The organism is Vibrio sp. CCB-PB317 (assembly GCF_022808245.1).
Taxonomy (GTDB): domain Bacteria; phylum Pseudomonadota; class Gammaproteobacteria; order Enterobacterales; family Vibrionaceae; genus Vibrio; species Vibrio diabolicus.
The window spans coordinates 949,303-967,601 of sequence record NZ_JALGNU010000001.1; the positions used below are offsets into that span (position 1 = coordinate 949,303).

The 18,299-nt window shown below is 44.7% G+C and carries 15 protein-coding genes and 1 tRNA gene; 9 read left to right on the top strand and 7 right to left on the bottom strand.

The features are described from left to right. The 4 genes from MTR11_RS04470 to ybaK all read left to right on the top strand — a co-directional run bounded on the left by MTR11_RS04470 (position 1) and on the right by ybaK (position 4,125). Positions 1-810: a SirB1 family protein gene (locus tag MTR11_RS04470; protein ID WP_005384098.1), complete on the top strand. Its 810-nt coding sequence runs from the start codon at positions 1-3 to the stop codon at positions 808-810. 53 nt (positions 811-863) lie between these two features. Then, positions 864-1,715, top strand: coding sequence for a 3-deoxy-8-phosphooctulonate synthase (gene kdsA, locus MTR11_RS04475; RefSeq protein ID WP_005384095.1), 852 nt, complete (start codon positions 864-866; stop codon positions 1,713-1,715). A 151-nt stretch (positions 1,716-1,866) separates the two neighbouring features. Continuing rightward, positions 1,867-3,549: a bifunctional UDP-sugar hydrolase/5'-nucleotidase UshA gene (gene ushA / locus MTR11_RS04480; RefSeq protein ID WP_203346573.1), complete on the top strand. Its 1,683-nt coding sequence runs from the start codon at positions 1,867-1,869 to the stop codon at positions 3,547-3,549. 102 nt (positions 3,550-3,651) lie between these two features. Continuing rightward, entirely contained in the window at positions 3,652-4,125 is a 474-nt protein-coding gene (gene ybaK, locus MTR11_RS04485; protein ID WP_237308555.1) for a Cys-tRNA(Pro) deacylase, read from the top strand. Between the two features lie 63 nt (positions 4,126-4,188). On the opposite strand, the gene rluF is transcribed toward ybaK, so the two are convergent. The 3 genes from rluF to MTR11_RS04500 all read right to left on the bottom strand — a co-directional run bounded on the left by rluF (position 4,189) and on the right by MTR11_RS04500 (position 6,275). Continuing rightward, on the bottom strand, positions 4,189-5,325 hold the full coding sequence (gene rluF, locus MTR11_RS04490; protein ID WP_243327062.1) for a 23S rRNA pseudouridine(2604) synthase RluF: 1,137 nt from the start codon (positions 5,323-5,325) through the stop codon (positions 4,189-4,191). A gap of 95 nt (positions 5,326-5,420) precedes the next feature. Beyond that, on the bottom strand, positions 5,421-6,002 hold the full coding sequence (gene smrA / locus MTR11_RS04495) for a DNA endonuclease SmrA (RefSeq protein WP_005393162.1): 582 nt from the start codon (positions 6,000-6,002) through the stop codon (positions 5,421-5,423). Positions 6,003-6,134: 132 nt separating this feature from the next. Further along, the gene (locus MTR11_RS04500; protein WP_005382236.1) at positions 6,135-6,275 is read right to left on the bottom strand and encodes a DUF3149 domain-containing protein; all 141 of its coding nucleotides are present in this window, start codon (positions 6,273-6,275) and stop codon (positions 6,135-6,137) included. Between the two features lie 260 nt (positions 6,276-6,535). On the opposite strand from MTR11_RS04500, the gene MTR11_RS04505 reads away from it, so the two are divergent. Continuing rightward, positions 6,536-6,612 (top strand) — tRNA-Pro (locus MTR11_RS04505). Between the two features lie 303 nt (positions 6,613-6,915). Here MTR11_RS04505 and MTR11_RS04510 read toward each other — a convergent pair. After that, complete coding sequence (locus tag MTR11_RS04510; RefSeq protein WP_065645201.1) at positions 6,916-7,338, bottom strand: hypothetical protein; 423 nt, start codon at positions 7,336-7,338, stop codon at positions 6,916-6,918. Positions 7,339-7,465: 127 nt separating this feature from the next. Then, complete coding sequence (locus MTR11_RS04515) at positions 7,466-8,338, bottom strand: TraB/GumN family protein (protein ID WP_243327063.1); 873 nt, start codon at positions 8,336-8,338, stop codon at positions 7,466-7,468. A 495-nt stretch (positions 8,339-8,833) separates the two neighbouring features. Between MTR11_RS04515 and MTR11_RS04520 the strand changes: the two genes are divergently transcribed. Both MTR11_RS04520 and MTR11_RS04525 read left to right on the top strand, forming a co-directional pair. Next, positions 8,834-11,485 carry a beta-N-acetylhexosaminidase gene (locus MTR11_RS04520; RefSeq protein ID WP_243327064.1) on the top strand — a complete coding sequence of 884 codons (2,652 nt, stop codon included), beginning with the start codon at positions 8,834-8,836 and terminating at the stop codon, positions 11,483-11,485. A 438-nt stretch (positions 11,486-11,923) separates the two neighbouring features. Continuing rightward, positions 11,924-12,616, top strand: coding sequence for an oligogalacturonate-specific porin KdgM family protein (locus MTR11_RS04525; protein ID WP_005382004.1), 693 nt, complete (start codon positions 11,924-11,926; stop codon positions 12,614-12,616). Positions 12,617-12,671: 55 nt separating this feature from the next. On the opposite strand, the gene MTR11_RS04530 is transcribed toward MTR11_RS04525, so the two are convergent. Continuing rightward, positions 12,672-13,121 (bottom strand): DUF411 domain-containing protein, encoded by a 450-nt coding sequence (locus MTR11_RS04530; RefSeq protein ID WP_243327065.1) that lies wholly within the window; start codon positions 13,119-13,121, stop codon positions 12,672-12,674. A gap of 21 nt (positions 13,122-13,142) precedes the next feature. Next, positions 13,143-15,872 carry a heavy metal translocating P-type ATPase gene (locus tag MTR11_RS04535; protein WP_243327066.1) on the bottom strand — a complete coding sequence of 910 codons (2,730 nt, stop codon included), beginning with the start codon at positions 15,870-15,872 and terminating at the stop codon, positions 13,143-13,145. Between the two features lie 479 nt (positions 15,873-16,351). On the opposite strand from MTR11_RS04535, the gene chiP reads away from it, so the two are divergent. After that, positions 16,352-17,473: a chitoporin gene (chiP, locus tag MTR11_RS04540; RefSeq protein ID WP_006743034.1), complete on the top strand. Its 1,122-nt coding sequence runs from the start codon at positions 16,352-16,354 to the stop codon at positions 17,471-17,473. Between the two features lie 125 nt (positions 17,474-17,598). Continuing rightward, the gene (locus tag MTR11_RS04545) at positions 17,599-18,192 is read left to right on the top strand and encodes a DUF2057 domain-containing protein (protein ID WP_243327067.1); all 594 of its coding nucleotides are present in this window, start codon (positions 17,599-17,601) and stop codon (positions 18,190-18,192) included. Positions 18,193-18,299 lie beyond the last annotated feature (107 nt).

Consider the following 18,299-nt stretch of genomic DNA (forward strand, 5'->3'; position numbering starts at 1 on the left):
ATGTTAGAGTTTTTTGACGAAGATTTTGACAATATACCGTTGGTGGAAGGTGCGCTTGAGCTAAACAAAGCGATCAACCCAGAAACCAAAGTACATTGGGCGAAACAAGAGTTAGAGCGTCTTTACAAAGATGCAGAAGCCACGCTTGTTCATGAAACCGATGAAGAGCAACGATTTGATGCATTCCTACGACTGTTTTTCCATGAGTGGGGATTCAAAGGCGACGAGCAGGAATACTTTATTTCGGACAACAGCTTTATCGATAAAGTGTTGGAGCGCCGAAAAGGTATTCCGGTTAGTTTAGGTTCGATTTTATTATATCTAGGCAAAAAGCTGGGTTTCCCGTTGAAGGGAGTCACTTTCCCTACTCAGTTTCTGCTAAAAGTCGATTGGATGCATAAAAAGCCAGACTACATTAACCCATTTAATGGTGAGTATGTGGGGGAAAGAATTCTCCAAGCTTGGCTTATTGGCCAAGAAGGACCGTTGGCTCAGTTAAAGCCAGAACACTTTGAAGAAGCTGACAATCCAACAATCATTGGTCGCTGGTTAGCGTTGATCAAAAGCGCGATGTTACGTGAAGAGCACTACACGCTGGCGTTGCGTTGTACGAACCTTGCGTTAACCTTTGTGCCAGATGACCCATACGAGATTCGTGACCGTGGTTTTATTTTCCAACAGCTAGAGTGCCCTCAAGTGGCGGTGTCAGATTTTCAGTACTTTATTGACCAATGCCCTGACGATCCGGCTTCTGAGCTACTAAAATCACAAGTTAATGTGATGAGTGAAACGCACGTCACACTTCACTAATTTTATCGATGTGCCGAACTGTGGCGTATCGTGGACAGAAAAAGAGAATCAAAATGGAACAGAAAATCGTTAATATCGGCGACATTCAGGTTGCTAACGACAAGCCATTCACCCTATTTGCAGGCATGAACGTTCTTGAGTCTCGTGATCTTGCGATGCAGATCTGTGAGCACTACGTAAAAGTAACGGAAAAACTTGGCATTCCTTACGTATTTAAGGCGTCGTTTGACAAAGCAAACCGCAGTTCTGTTCATTCATACCGTGGCCCAGGCCTTGAAGAAGGTATGAAAATCTTCCAAGAGCTAAAAGACACATTTGGTGTGAAGATCATCACTGACGTTCACACTGAAGCGCAAGCTCAACCTGTCGCTGACGTGGTAGACGTTATTCAGCTTCCTGCATTCCTAGCTCGTCAAACTGACCTTGTTGAAGCTATGGCCAAAACAGGTGCGGTTATCAACGTGAAGAAACCTCAATTTATGAGCCCAGGTCAAGTGGGTAACATCGTTGAGAAGTTCGCGGAATGCGGTAACGACAAGATCATCCTATGTGAGCGCGGCTCTTGCCACGGTTACGATAACCTCGTCGTAGACATGCTTGGCTTTGGTGTGATGAAAAATGCATCGAAAGGCAGCCCAATCATCTTTGACGTAACGCACTCACTACAGATGCGTGATCCGTCAGGTGCGGCATCTGGCGGTCGTCGTGAGCAGACAGTTGAACTTGCGAAAGCGGGTCTAGCAACAGGCATCGCAGGTCTATTTATCGAGGCGCATCCAAACCCAGACCAAGCACGCTGTGATGGCCCATCTGCACTGCCGCTAGACAAGTTAGAACCGTTCCTAGCGCAAATGAAATCTCTTGATGATCTGATCAAGAGCTTTGCAGATATCGATATCAAGTAAACGCCAGATGACTGGTGATCAAATGCAATAGCCAACCTCGTGTTGGCTATTTTTTTATCAGATGGCGCATCATTCTCAGCTTCTTGCTGTAAAGGCTCTAGGCCGCTGGGAATGTGCATCAGTGACTCCCAATAAGAAAAAAGGTAAATAAATGAAGCAGCGTCTGATTATTAAAACTGCGTTGAGTGCCGCTATTTTGGCCTCGTTAGCTGGGTGTGCTACGCAACCTGCACCAGAATGGAATGCAGATACAACCTATAAATTGACCGTGCTACACACTAACGATCATCACGGTCGTTTTTGGCAAAATCGATACGGCGAGTACGGTATGGCGGCACGTAAAACGTTAATAGATGATTTGCGTGAAGAAATACAAGCAGAGGGGGGCAGTGTGTTACTGCTTTCTGGTGGAGACATCAACACTGGAGTACCTGAGTCTGATTTACAAGATGCCGAGCCAGATTTTAAAGGCATGAGCAAAATTGGTTACGATGCGATGGCGCTAGGTAATCATGAGTTTGATAATCCATTGGATGTGCTTTTCAAGCAGCAAGAGTGGGCAAGTTTTCCGATGTTGTCTGCCAATATTTACGATAAAAATACTGGCAAGCGCCTATTCCAACCGTACGCGATGTTTAACAAACAGGGTATTAAGATTGCAGTAATTGGTCTTACAACCGAAGATACAGCGAAACTTGGCAACCCTGAATTCATTGAACAAATTGACTTCCGTGACCCAAAAGAAGAAGCCAAGAATCTAATTGCTGAGCTGAAAGAAACGGAGTACCCAGACCTTATTTTTGCTGTCACACATATGGGACACTATGAGAATGGCAATAGAGGCATCAATGCACCTGGTGATGTAGCGTTAGCTCGTTATTTGAATGAAGGTGATCTGGATATGATTGTTGGTGGTCACTCACAAGAGCCGGTTTGTATGGAAGGTCCAAATGTCATCAAAAAGAGCTTTAAACCGGGTGATGAATGTCAGCCTGATCAACAAAATGGTGCTTATATTGTTCAGGCACATGAGTGGGGGAAATATGTGGGACGCGCCGATTACGAGTTTCGTAATGGTGAACTCTCGATGGTGAGCTACGATCTGATCCCAGTAAACTTGAAAAAGAAAATTAAAGTTGATGGCCAGTCTCAACGAGTTTTGATCCAAGAAGAGATTGAACAAGACGAAGCGATGCTTGAGTTTCTTCGTCCTTATCAAGAAAAAGGTCAGGGCAAGCTAAATGTGAAGATTGCAGAATCTAACGGTAAGCTTGAGGGTGACCGCAGTGTGGTTCGTTACCAGCAAACAAACTTAGGTCGACTAATTGCAACGGCTCACATGGAACGTGCAAAAGCAGATTTCGCCGTAATGAATTCTGGCGGCGTTCGCGATTCGATTGCAGCAGGTGACATTACCTACAAAGATGTGCTGACTGTTCAGCCATTTGGCAATATGGTCTCTTACGTTGATATGACGGGCAAAGAAGTATTGGATTACCTAAATGTCGTTGCAACTAAGCCTGTCGACTCTGGAGCTTACGCGCAGTTTGCGGGTATTGCGATGAGTATCAATAATGGTGAGGTAACCAATGTGTTCATTGGTAATAAGCAACTTCGCTTAGATGGTAATTACCGATTTACCGTACCAAGCTATAATGCTGCTGGTGGTGATGGTTACCCTAAAATCGACGATCATCCAGGGTATGTAAATACAGGTTTTACCGATGCTGAGGTTTTGAAGGATTATTTAGAAACACACAGCCCTATTGATGTTAATGAGTATGCCCCTTCAGGTGAAATCACGTATTTAGTTGATACGGCGATTGATCAGTAACCCAACAGAGAAAAAGCGATTGACTCAAACTCGCTGATATCATTAACTAAAAGCGCAGATCCAATTCAATCTGCGCTTTTTGTTTTTATGAGGAGAATCTTGATGACTCCGGCCATTAATCTTGCGAAAAAGAAAAAAATTCCACACACGATTCATCAGTATGAGCACGACCCTAGAGCCGATAGTTATGGCTTGGAGGCTGCTGAAGTACTGGGGCAGGATCCGAAAACAGTATTTAAAACCTTGCTGTTCTGCTTGAACGGCGAGCCAAAGAACCTTGCGGTTGCGATTATCCCTGTTGATCAAAAGCTGAACCTAAAACTGGCAGCGAAAGCAGCGAAGGGCAAAAAGGCCGATATGGCTGATCCGGAAATCGCGCAAAAGATCACAGGTTATGTTGTTGGTGGGATTAGCCCACTGGGGCAGAAGAAAGCCTTACCTACTTTTTTGCACGAAAGCGCAGCAGAGCAAGACACAATCTGTGTAAGCGCAGGGAAGAGAGGATTAGAGATTGAACTCGCCCCGAGAGATTTGCTTGGATTAACTCGTGGTCAGTTTGCACCTCTTTGTTTGTAAACTCATGACAAATAAAAAGGACGCTCATGAGCGTCCTTTTTGATCTTGCCTGTCAGTGAAGCGTTACTTCTTCAGGCTCAATGTACCACCGGTGCGTTTAGCTGGTTTGCTTGGCTTCGCGGCATTTGGGTTCATGTAATGCTGCTTAGGCTTACTCGGTGATTGAGGCTTGTTTGCTGAGTGCGTATTGCTCGATGCATCTGGTTTACGGTGTGATTTACCATGCTCGCCTTGCGGTCTCGTTTTGTAATGTTCTTTTGCTGGACGTCCGCCTTCGTCTTCACGCTGACGGCGCTTTTGTTGACCTTTTTTCGAATTTGGAGCATGACGAAAATCGTCTGCGTTATTTCCGCGGTAGGTACGTGGCTTTTGATTTCGTCGAGATACCGAGTCTTGGTTTTCTTCACGGCTGTCATATAACTTCGCGTCGGTCGCTTTACGAATATTGCGGCCTTTTGAGTCAACACGAGATGCCTCTTCTGTACCCACCGAACCATCGCACATAGCAAGAATCTCAGCGACTTCATCGTCAGTTAAGTAACGCCATTTTCCGTTCGGAATACCGTCAAGAGAGATATTCATGATTCGAACACGACGAAGCTTAAAGACTTCGTAACCTAGTGCTTCACACATACGACGGATTTGGCGGTTAAGTCCTTGAGTGAGCACAATACGGAAAGAGAACTTAGTCTCTTTCGTTATCTTACAAGGTAGAGTGACGGTATCGAGAATCTTAACGCCGCTCGACATCTGTTTGAGAAACTCACCTGTAATCGGTTTGTCCACGCGCACAACGTACTCTTTTTCGTGGCTGTTGCCAGCACGGAGGATTTTGTTAACGATGTCGCCATCGTTGGTCAAAAAAATCAGACCATCAGAGGGTTTATCCAAGCGGCCGATCGGAAAGATACGTTTTTTGTGACCGATAAAATCAACGATGTTTCCAGGTACATCTCGTTCTGTTGTACAGGTGATGCCTGTTGGTTTATTGAGAGCGATATAAATCGGCTTCTCTTTTGCTGCAACTGGCTTACCATCCACACAAACATCATCACCAGGTAGCACTTTTGTACCCATTTCAGGCTTGTTTCCATTAATGGTGACACGACCTTGTTCAATTAGTCTGTCTGCCTCACGGCGTGAACAAAAGCCAGTTTCACTGATGAATTTATTTAATCGTTTAGCGTTGTCTTGTGACATTTTTGTCTCCTAACGTTTCACAACGGCGAATGAAGTTTCCTTCCCGTGAAAGGGAAGGAAGAATAAGGGCGGGCATTCTAGCATTAGGGTGAAATTTAGCCCAACCGTTTTTGGTGACGTTCGCGAGTTTCTAATTTCTTTTCCGCACTTTTTCTAAGTAGAACGTAAACGGCTCCGGTTCCACCGTGAAAGCGTTGCGCACTATGCACGCACTGAACTTCCCTGATTTGTTGTAGCCAGCTGCTAACAAAACTTTTCATTAGTGCTGGTGGATTTGAGCGTTCTCCTCGGCCGTGGACAATAACGACCGTTCGTATGTCCATTGATAGGCACTGTTTTAAAAACTTTACGACTTCATCACGAGCTTCTTTCAATGTTTTACGATGCAGATCTAGGCGTGCTTGGATTGGATATTTGCCAAGACGAAGCTTCCGGTAAACCCCGTCTTGTACGCCATCACGTTTAAACTCAACAAAGTCCTCTGGTTTCAGCATTTCTGCGTGATCAAGTGACAGGTATTCTGGGTCATCTTCTGTTAGCCAGATTGCTGCTTCTCTCTTGGCGAGCTGTGCTTCGGTTACTTGGTGTACTTTTTTGTGTTCGGCGGTGTCTTGAGTGATCGGCTTTACATCGCCCATCATCTGTTGGAACAGATCAAAATCGTCATCGTGAGACATAGTAGTAATCTCATTAAGAACAGGGAGGAATAATAGGATTATATCAATGAGTGGTGCATTGAGATCAAATAAAAAACCGGAGTAGGCAAGTAACCGACTCCGGTGCAAAGCGTTTCTAGAGCTAAGCGAGATCTAGTGAGGAGATTTGTCGTTCATGATCTTGTATATGAAGAAACCGCCGTAAAATAACATCAGACCAATTGCCCCAAAGATTACTATCATTGACGATAGACCCACTGCATTACCAAATAGGAGATCAAGCCAAAAGTCCATACGTTTCCTCCAAGATGTTCCCGACAGGCATAAAACTAAATGGCAGTGCCTTGTTGCACACTGATCTGGATCAATTATGTTGCTAAGGTTAATAAACTGTATTTTGTTGTGAGTTATCAGTCACATTTTACGTGCTAGTGTTCAGTTATTCATCAAACGAATTAAGACCTAAGGTTTTTTTGTAAAAAGCACTTGCGTCACAGTCCAGAATCCGTAATATACGCATTCGTTGACGGGGACAAGTCCTCAGTTAAACATCTCGGTGAATAGCGCAGTTTGGTAGCGCATCTGGTTTGGGACCAGAGGGTCGGGGGTTCGAATCCCTCTTCACCGACCATATTGAGAAAAAGGCTCTACAGAAATGTAGAGCCTTTTTCGTATTTGGTGATATTTATTTGGAGCCAGAGGGTCGGGGTCTGGAATGCCAGTCCAATCGAATCCCTACTTCACCGACCACTTTTAGAAAGCCTGCTCAATGAGCAGGCTTTCGTCGTTTTTAGCGCTAGTAATTTTAGACTTCAATAGTATCGAGCCAAATGGGTTCACCTGACGTTAGAATATGGCACTTCACCGACACGTATTGAGAGGAAGGCTCTACAGAGATGTAGGGCCTTTTCATTTTTTAGAGCGAGTAAATTTATTACTTGATGTCACACGAGATAGTGCTGATAGGAGTTTCAGAAGTTGTGAAGCAAACATAAGCGGTCTTTGGATGGTTTGGACCAACTTTGATGTAACCTGCTTTTAGTTCGTCTTCATCAAACGTGACAGAGTGAGATTTGCTCGTACTTCCATCAAAGTAAACAGCTTCAAAGCCTTGATTCATCATATGTGCGACGCGATTTCGGGTATGGTTAGTGGAAAAAGTGATGTTCGCACAACGCATCATTGGTTTTTCGGTAATAAGAAACTGGCCACTCTCTTTATCTAATACCCCGCCTTTTGCTTCTGGGGTTATATCAATAGCTTGAAAATTTTCTACGTTACATGACGGTTTAGCATAAGCAAGCGATGAAGTGAGCATCATGCTGCTCACGCATAGGAATAAAGCTTTAAATTTCATATGAGTTATTATGTATCCGCATAGGTTAGAGTCGTTTTAGCAGAGGAGTAAACCATTGTCAGTGATCGTGTTAGCGTGATGCCTTGCTATTCATCATTGATGAGGCCGGCTGCCTTCAAATAAATTTCTAAATATGGCACCTAGCTTGGCGGGTTTTACCGAGTGGTTTTATGTCAAAGCCCCTTTTTTTAAGCAGCTCAATCAGATTATCTTTACCAACTAGATGCAAACTGCCGACAACAACGGTATAGCGACCCGAACGTTGAGGTAGGACACTGCCAGTATCAAGTTTTTTTGCCCAATCTCGATTGCGCTCATATAAGAAAGCATGATTAAAATCTTCTGTTGCTTGATCGGTTAATGATGCCTCAACCAACATACTACCATCACCGCTCTTCCAGCTTTCTATCAAACACTGAACCAATTCTTCCCCACCGTCATATTCTTCAATTGACGAGAGGAGCATCTCTTTACCGCCTTCTGATTGACCTGCTATTAAATCAATTTGGAATTGCACGGACTCCAGTGGAATGACCGGGATTTGTTTTTTATCAGCGAGTCCTATTAAGTGCATGTCGACCCCTTTATCAGAGACATACCCCAGTTTGTTGACTAAAGCGAGTTGGATGGTTAATGCAGCCGTCCATGGTGGAGAATTCAAAAGTTGAGTTTCTGGCAACCCTAAATCTTGTGCTATCTCGACTAAGTGGCGACGTTGAGCCTTGTCTAAAACATCTTTAGAAAGAATGGTTGTTTGTGGGTAAACCAAGCCTTCAGAGTTTCTGACATCAGCTTCGATAATCAATCCAGCGCTTTGGCTTAAGTGCTGAGTAATAGTTTTAGGGAGCGGGTACATCGTTTTATCGCCCACATGCACAGAGCCAATGATCATCAGCTCGGTTTCCCCTTTTTTTGCTAACCAATGTTGCGGTTCTGCATAAGAGGAAAAGGGAGCAAAGGCAACAAGTAGGGATGATATGAGTGTCAAGAGACGAAACATAGAATGGTCCTCAGGTAAGATACCTTTAAACTTTATACGCAAAAATGCTTGAGGTTAAGTGCAATTTCTCTAGTGGGGATATTCGACAAAATCGTCATTTCTAAAAATATTGACGAGTTTTGACGATGAATAAATGAGAGTCACTTCACGAAAGATAAATAGGTCATTCGCTTACTAATGGTTCACAAAATAATTAGGCGTGATCCAAACCTTACAAAATCAGTCGTAACTCATGAATATGAGTGACCTAGATCGCAGCAAACTCGTCAAAACAAGTTATTCGATTTTGACGTAGCTTGTAACTCCATGAAAGTTAAGTTTTTATGGTTTTTGCTGAGTATCATTTTTTGAACTAGATCACTTCCTATTTCTATTTATTTTACGCTTAGAAATAACTGGTTGTATGTTGAATGCAACTGTTAGGCCCCTCGCATTTGAGGAGCCGCGATTTTTATCATTGTCGTTTTGAACCACTGACTTTTTTGGGGAAGTAAGATGTTTAAACCTAGTCTGATTGCTGTTTCTGTTATCACCACATTAGCAGGTTGCTCTGCTCTGCAAAGCTCTGAGCAACAAGCTGTAAATTCACTGGCTAATAACCTTGATATCCAATATGAAGTGTTGACTAACCACGGTGCAAACGAAGGTCTTGCTTGTCAGGATTTAGGGGCTGAGTGGGCTTCTTGTAACAAGGTGAACATGACGCTAGTTAACCAAGGTGAAGCGGTTAACTCTAAAGATTGGGCTATCTACTTCCACAGCATTCGTCTGATTTTGGATGTAGATAATGAGCAGTTCAAAATTTCTCGTGTAACGGGTGACCTACACAAACTGGAACCAACAGATAAGTTTGATGGCTTTGCGGCGGGCGAAGAAGTGGTACTTCCACTAATTGGCGAATACTGGCAGTTATTTGAAACCGACTTTATGCCAGGTGCTTTCGTGGCTGCACCAAACACAGAACCTAAGATGATCGCTTCTCTTAACACAGAAGACGTTGCGTCTTTCGTGACTGGCCTTGAGGGTAACAACCTAAAACGTACGCCAGATGACAACAACGTATTTGCAAACGCTGTGTCTCGCTTCGAGAAGAACGAAGACCTAGCAAAACAAGATGTATCAACCACGTTACTACCAACGCCAATGTCTGTTGAAGCAGGCAAAGGTACAGTAGATATCGCGGCGGGTATTGCGCTGCCTAAAGACGCATTCGATGCGACTCAATTCGCAGCAATTCAAGATCGTGCAGAAGTGGTAGGTGTGGACGTTCGTGGTGATCTTCCTGTAAGCATCACTGTTGTTCCTGCAGACTTCACCGGTGAACTGGCAAAATCTGGTGCTTACGAGATGAGCATCAAGGGCGATGGTATTGCGATTAAAGCGTTTGACCAAGCAGGTGCTTTCTACGCAGTACAATCTATCTTTGGCCTGGTAGATAGCCAAAATGCTGATTCTCTACCACAACTGTCTATTCAAGATGCACCTCGTTTTGATTACCGTGGTGTGATGGTGGATGTGGCTCGTAACTTCCACTCTAAAGACGCCATTCTTGCAACGCTAGACCAAATGGCAGCGTACAAGATGAACAAACTTCACCTTCACCTAACCGATGATGAAGGCTGGCGTTTAGAAATCCCAGGCCTACCTGAGTTGACAGAGGTTGGCGCTAATCGTTGTTTCGATACACAAGAGAAAAGCTGCGTACTGCCTCAGCTTGGTTCCGGTCCAACGACAGACAACTTTGGCTCTGGCTACTTCAGTAAAACAGACTACGTGGAAATCTTGAAATACGCGAAAGCGCGTAACATTGAAGTTATTCCCGAAATCGATATGCCAGCACACGCGCGTGCAGCGGTAGTATCAATGGAAGCACGTTACGACCGCCTGATGGAAGAAGGTAAGGAAGCTGAAGCGAACAAATACCGCCTGATGGATCCTCAAGATGCTTCTAATGTCACTACGGTTCAGTTCTACGATAAGCAAAGCTTTATCAACCCGTGTATGGAATCTTCCACTCGCTTTGTAGATAAAGTGATTTCAGAAGTGGCAGCAATGCACGCTGAAGCTGGGGCACCGCTAACGACATGGCACTTTGGTGGCGATGAAGCGAAGAACATCAAGCTTGGCGCTGGTTTCCAAGACGTGAACGCGCAAGACAAAGTTAGCTGGAAGGGCACGATTGATCTGTCGAAACAAGACAAGCCATTCGCGCAATCTCCACAGTGTCAGGCGTTAATCGCAGACGGCACAGTGAGCGATTTTGCTCACCTACCGAGTCATTTTGCACAAGAAGTATCAAAATTAGTTGCTGAGAAAGGCATTCCAAACTTCCAAGCATGGCAAGATGGTTTGAAATACAGCGAAGGTGAGAAAGCATTCGCAACAGAAAATACGCGTGTTAACTTCTGGGACGTTCTTTACTGGGGTGGTACATCATCAGTGTACGAGTGGTCTGAGAAAGGTTACGACGTGATCGTTTCTAACCCTGACTATGTGTACATGGACATGCCATACGAAGTTGATCCGAAAGAGCGTGGTTACTACTGGGCAACACGTGCAACAGACACTCGTAAGATGTTTGGTTTTGCACCAGAGAACATGCCTCAGAACGCAGAAACCTCTGTAGACCGCGATGGCAACGGCTTTACTGGTAAAGGTGAAATCGAAGCGAAACCTTTCTACGGCCTATCAGCACAGCTTTGGTCTGAGACAGTACGTAACGACGAGCAATACGAGTACATGGTATTTCCTCGCGTACTAGCAGCCGCAGAGCGTGCATGGCACCGTGCAGATTGGGAGAATGACTACAAAGTCGGTGTTGAGTACTCGCAAAACTCTAACCTAGTTGATAAAGCATCGCTAAACCAAGACTACAACCGCTTTGCGAACGTACTTGGCCAACGTGAACTGGCTAAGCTAGAAAAATCTGGTATCGACTACCGTCTTCCAATTCCTGGTGCGAAAGTAGAAAACGGCAAGCTAGCTATGAACGTTCAGTTCCCTGGCGTTGAACTGCAATACTCGTTAGACGGTCAAAACTGGCTGACTTACGCAGACAATGCTCGTCCAAGTGTGAAAGGAGAAGTGTTTATCCGCTCTGTATCGGCGACAGGGGAAAGAGCAAGCCGCGTAACTAGCGTGAAATAACCTTAATCTTCTCAGCTAAATTTAAGCAAACCCTCAATGTCATGTTGAGGGTTTCTTTATTTTTAAGGGAAATTAAGTGTGACCAATGTCTGATTATTTTTCATTGATAAATAAGTTTTAGCTTGTAATGGTCAGGGTTATTGTGAACTGGATCGACTTAATCTGCTAAATGTCAATAAATTACCTGTTTATGATCACACTTCTATTTTTTGAATTATTATAGAAAAATACGGTAAGTGCCTGTATTTGCCATACTTTTATCAGGATTGTTGAGCGTCGGTTTGAACAAGATCACTTTTTAAAATGTTTTATTTTCCATCGCGAATTAATTGGAACAATATTGCGATCGCCAAGGAGGCACATTCCAAAGTTTGCGATAAAAGGGAAGAGAAGCCCTTTAAAACCGTCGCATAACGTGAATAAATAAAGGCAGTAATTATGAAAAACATTTTTGCACTGAGTGCTCTTTCTCTCGCTTTCGCTTCTAGCGCTTTTGCTGGTTCTTCTTACGTAACAGGTAATGTTCAATTCCACGATGATGGTCGAATCCATGGTTCGGACGTTACGTCTACACTGGAAGCTGGTCATACTTTTGATAACCAATTTGGTGGCTTTACGGTTTACACCGAGTTTGATGGTATTCAGCTGGGTAAACTGGAAACAGAAAACGGTGGCGCGGGTAACACAACACCAGCAATCACTGTGGGTGGTGAGCAGTCATTTAACATTACCGATCATTTATGGGTTGCAGCGGGTTACCAACATTTGTTCTCTGCTGGCGAGAACGTACAGTACCGTCCATTGGTTAAGATCGGTTACAACTTCGATAACGGTATCTCCTTAAGTAACCGTACTCGTGCGCATATTGATGCGACAGACGCAGATGCGGATACAGATTACCGCATGGATAACCGTATTGGTTACGTGATGAATGAAGATGTGACGCTAAGCTACAACAACGTCTACATGATTGAAGCGGAAACCATGGACCACGAGCTTCGCGCAACGTGGACACGTAAAGGTGTTCAGCCTTACTTTGAGTTCCGTAGCCAAGCACACGGTGCAGAAAACGCAAGTGGTGATAGCCTAGTTAACAATGCGTTTGTATTTGGTGCCTCTTACGGCTTCTAATCTTATATTTGTCCATTAAGAAAAAGCCCAGCAATTGATTTGCTGGGCTTTCTTGTTATTTGTCGTTGCCTTCGTGGTGGCTATATTCGAACACTTGGCCTTTTTCGTTAAAGGCGTAAACAGTGTAGCTGTCTTTTTTATCGCCATACTCCATACCTGGGGAACCCATTGGCATACCCGGTACCGAGAGCCCTTTTGCGTTACGTGGTGGATTTTCTAAGAATGCTTTAATGTCTTCGGCTGGAATGTGACCTTCGAACACATAGCCGTTGATTTTTGCTGTGTGGCAAGAGTAAAGCTGTTCGTTCTTGATGCCTAGATCGCGTTTTATGGCGTTCATGTCATCGTGCAATTTCTCTTCGACCGTAAATCCGTTCTCTTCCATGTGTTTTGTCCATTCACCACAGCAGCCGCAGTATGGCGATTTGTGGTTAATGACATCAGCTGCCAATACGTTGGCGGATGCGGTCGCAAGCATTGCAAAGGTCAATAATTTCAACTTCATAATAGCCTCAAATATAAGTGGTTATTTTACTGAAAAAAGTCGTAGTCGATTTGCATTACTAACGACAGTAATAGATGACAGCGCCATTGCCGCACCTGCGACAACTGGGCTGAGCAAAAATCCAAATGCAGGATAAAGTACGCCTGCGGCAACAGGGATCCCCAGTGAGTTATAAACAAAGGCACCAAATAGGTTTTGCTTCATGTTTTTAAGTGTAGCGCGCGACAGTTCAATCGCATGTACCACCGCCATTGGTGACGTGTTCAGGATGGTCATTTGCGAACTTTCAATGGCGACATTACTGCCGCTACCCATTGCAATACCAAGGTTGGCCAACGCGAGAGCAGGGGCGTCGTTAATGCCATCCCCCACCATTGCCACGACATGGCCTTGGGATTGAAGTTGCTCAATGTGCTGAGCTTTCTCATCTGGCATTACTTGAGCGATTACTTCATCAATACCAAGTTCTTGACCGATAGCGTTGGCTACGTGTTGGTTGTCACCCGTTAGCATTACCGTTTTGATGCCTTGCGATTTTAATGCAGAGAGCGCTTGTTTTGCATCTGATTTGATTGGGTCAGCAATGGCGATCAGACCGACTAACTCACCATCGAGCGCAACGGCAACCGGAGTCCATGCGTTCTGAGCGCATTCGTCAATTGCATCCTGAAGAGCCTCTGTTGCAACGTTTTCCGCTTGCATAAATTGAAGCGAGCCAATAAGCAGCGGTTTACCTTGATACGTTGCCAAAATGCCGCGTCCACGAACGTTTTCAAATTTATCGAGGGTCACTTCTTGCGTGTCGTGCTGATTAGCAAAATCGCATACCGCTTTTGCTAGTGGGTGCTCTGACTGACGCTCGGCGGCGTACGCTAACCCCAACAGCTCTTCTTGGCTGGTGGTCTGAGTAAACACTTGCTGCACACTCGGTTTACCTTGGGTAAGCGTGCCTGTTTTATCGAACACAACCGTATCTATTTTACTCGCTAGCTGCAGGGCATCAGCATCTTTGATCAAAATGCCGAGTTCTGCGGCTTTACCCACTCCCACCGTGACAGAAAGTGGGGTTGCTAAGCCTAGAGCACAAGGGCAGGCGATGATAAGTACGGTTGTGGTGACCACCAGCATATAGCTCGCTTTTGGCTCTGGGCCAACGGCAAACCAAACAAGCGCTGCCAATATTGCTATGCCTACAACGACAGGGACAAACACCGATGAAATCTGGTCTGCCAATTTCGCGATGGCAGGCTTACTGCTCTGAGCGCTGCGCACCATACGAATAATACGTGCGAGCATCGTATTAGCGCCGATTCCGGTAGCCTCTATAGTGAGAGAGCCGTCGGTATTCAATGTCCCTGCGGATACATGAGCCTCTTGTGCTTTTAATACAGGAACGGGTTCACCAGTTAGCATGGACTCATCGATATACGATTCACCATTGATTACCGTACCGTCGACGGGCACTTTCTCTCCCGGCTTGATACGTAACTTCATTCCTAGAGTGATTTCTTCTACCGCGATTTGTTTATCACCTTTCTCAGTGATGACGGTCGCTTGTTGAGGCTGTAAGTTCACCAAAGCCTGAAGCGAGCGAGTTGTATTTGCTTTCGCTTTGGCTTCTATATAGTGACCAAGTGAAATCAAACCAATGATCATCGCGCTGGCTTCGAAGTAAACATGACGAGATGCCATTGGGAACCAATCTGGGAAAATCACCACAAGCATAGAATAGAACCACGCTGCGCCAGTACCGAGCGCAACTAAGGTATCCATCGTGGCGCGCTTGTGAGTGGCCGCTAACCAAGCGTTACTAAAGAACTGCTTTCCGGCAGTGGCAAGCAGCAGCAAACACACAATACCGACCGCGCCCCAAACCAATTGGTCATTGGTGTTGCGAATCATCATGTTGCCACCAGCAACACCCCAAATCATCAAAGGGGCACCCACAACAAGGCCAGCAATTGCATCCAACTTAAAACGTTTTTGCTGTTGACGTTGTTGCTGCGCTTGCTTTTCTTGCTGTGTCGCGGCGTCTTGTAAAACCTCGCCTTGGTAACCCGCTTGTTTGACAGATTGCAAAATAGATTGATGTAACGAATCTGAGTCTTCAGTCACAAACACCAGTGCGCTTTGTTCTGCGAGGTTTACCTGAGCTTTTTCAACCCCTTGTACATTAGTAAGGGCTTTTTCTACTGATGCGACACAGCTTGCACAGGTCATACCTTGAATCAACATCTGTAGTTGAGCCGTGCCTGCTGGTTGCTCGTCAGGCGCTGCTTGGTCGCCTTTTTCGCTTTGATGTGTCTGGCTTTGGCGTTGATCGGGAGTGATTGCCTTGTGCTCTTCAGCAACTGAGTTATCAGTAACAGCGCTATTGTTGGCCGTATAGCCCAAGCTGGCAACTAGCTCAATGACTTGTTGCTCGGAGAGTAGGGTACGAATCTCTAAGTGCGTCGTTGAAGCCTCGAAAGAAATAACGTCTTGATGAGAGTCTAATAAAGACGAGAGTTTTTTCACGCAGCCGCCACAGCTTAAGCCTGAAAGGCTTAACTCGTACTGATTTCCTGCTTGGTAACCAAGAGATTCAATTGATGAAACAAGCTCTTTAAGCGAGGACTCGGTTTTGACCTCGACTTGCGTTGGGGACAAAGTGAGGATCTCTACATCGTGATTCGCATGTAAAGCCTTCTCAACTTTTCTCGCACAGCCCATGCAGTTGAGCCCTGATAAAGGTATAACAAACTGATACATAATCTGCACCTCAATAATAGTGATATATTGAGTTTAAACCTTCCTGCAAGGGTAAGGTCAATACCCATTTTTTGCTCTCAACAATTTCGTCAAAATCGCTTGAATCACACAAGTTCACTGCCATTTTACTTGCGAGTGATCTCAAGGTTTTTTCTCTCTGAATATAAAGTTCCGTTAAAACACCTAAAAGATGAATGAAGTCGCTCACGCTTTTAAGATGCTCTCAATGTCAGTTCAGTGTCAAAAAGTGCTTTTAACGTTTTTGATTTTTTATATTTAAATTTAAGTTTTTGATTTTTAATTGATTATATTATTTTTGATCTTCTCATTTTGAAGTCGCTCAGATTGCTGTAGGGAAAGTTTTTTAGTGCGAAAGAAGTTTGTCATATTTGCCCCGTCCAAACATTGTTTCAAGTTCCTGCCATGTCCTAGTTAGCGAATTTGAAAATGGAAAAAACTAAAAAATATAGGGGTTAAAAATGTCTTACCTAAAGAAAAGCCTACTTGCTACGGCAATCACAGGCATGATGTTCAGTGGTGCTGCATTTGCTGATGGTGCAAACAGTGACGCAGCAAAAGAGTTCCTAACCAAAGATTCATTCTCTTATGAAGTTTACGGGATCATCGCGATGCAGGCCGCGTACCGCGATTACGATTCTGGCAACAAAGCAACGGACGATGATCTAGGTGGCATGCAGCTAAACAATGAATCTCGCATCGGTTTCCGTGGTAAAAAACAATTTGCTAACTTCGGTCCTACTTTTATTTGGCAAATCGAAGGTGGTTACGTTGACCCTAGCTTTGGCGGCGAGGGTGCAGGTCTTGGTGAACGTGACACATTCGTCGGTTTTGAAAGTGCATCTTGGGGTCAAGTTCGTTTAGGTCGTGTATTAACACCGATGTACGAATTGGTTGACTGGCCTGCATCTAACCCGGGTCTCGGTGATGTTTACGACTGGGGTGGTGCAATCGGTGGTGCTAAGTATCAAGACCGTCAATCAAACACCATTCGTTGGGACTCGCCAATGTATGCGGACAAATTCTCTCTAGATATCGCGGCAGGTGCAGGTGACAAAGCGGGTCTGGGTGAAGGTGATGACTACTGGGGTGGTATCGCAGCGCACTACAAAATTGGTCCAATTCAGTTAGATGCCGCATACGAGGGTAACCGTAACATTAAGATGGAAGGCCAAACGTGGGAAAACAACACATACTTGGTGGGTGCTCAAGGCTGGTTTGATAACGGTATTTCTTTCTTCGCGCAATACAAATACATGGAAGCTGACGCAAGCAACGGCGTGAGTGAGAAGCAAGACGCAATGTCTGCCGCTATCATGTACACCACAGGTGATTGGCAATACAAACTGGCTTACGCAGCGAACTTCGATCTAGAGCGTGACGGTAAGACCATTAACGATACAGCAGACGATGTACTATCTGCACAAGTTATGTACTTCGTAGACCCATCGGCAGTGCTTTACGTACGTGCTCGTACTCTAGACTTTGGCGACGGTGCATATCAACTGGATAAACCAACAGAAGCGCGTTGGAAATCTGCGGACTACGATGAGTTCTCTGTGGGTGTTGAATACTACTTCTAATAAAGAAGCAGCTAAAAGGGCGGAAACGCCCTTTTTGTCTTGATACTGATTCAAATAAGCCTTTGGAATGACAGGCCTGTAAGTTTCAGAGGCTTATCTAAATTGGTATAAAGTGAGAAACCACGATGAAAAAAACAACGATACTTCTCGGACTTTGCGCAATGCTTTCTGCGCCTGCTTTTGCTGCTCAACTGACTCTGCAAGCTGAACTGGTTCCTCGCGTTCTCAACGGTGAGTTCGTGTACCCTGAGTGGATTTCCAAAAATAACAGCATCGAGCTGAAGGACGGGGAAAATCAGTTGGCGGTGACGGTTGGACAAATTGTCTTTGAAGATGGCAAGCGCCGTAAGTTCGATTCGCAGCCACTGGTATTAGAGTTTGAAGCAGAAAAAGACGCCGAACTATCGCTGACTTACAAAGCGTTCCGTACCATCGAAGAAGCGAAAGCTTTTGAACTCGATCCAAAAGTGGTATTGAAAGACAAACACGGAAAAGAAGTGGCATTCTCTATGGTTCAACTTCGTAAAGGTGGTTTGCAAGGTTTTCGTGATTACGAGCGAGAAGTGGCTGACTATAACAATGCAATGAACAAAGAATCGACCAAGGCAAGCATTGCGTCTTCTCCGGCGGAAACCAAAACAATCAAAGCATCGTTTAATGAGTTAAGCCGTGAAGAGCAGCAAGAATTTATGCAATGGGCGATGCGTAACCTGAAGTAATTTCGTTCTGCACTTTAACAGTAAATAGGAGGGCAGTACCTTTATTGGTGCTGCCCTGTTTGTATTTCTGGTGTCAAACCGATTGTAGAATTGACTTACGGTGGTAA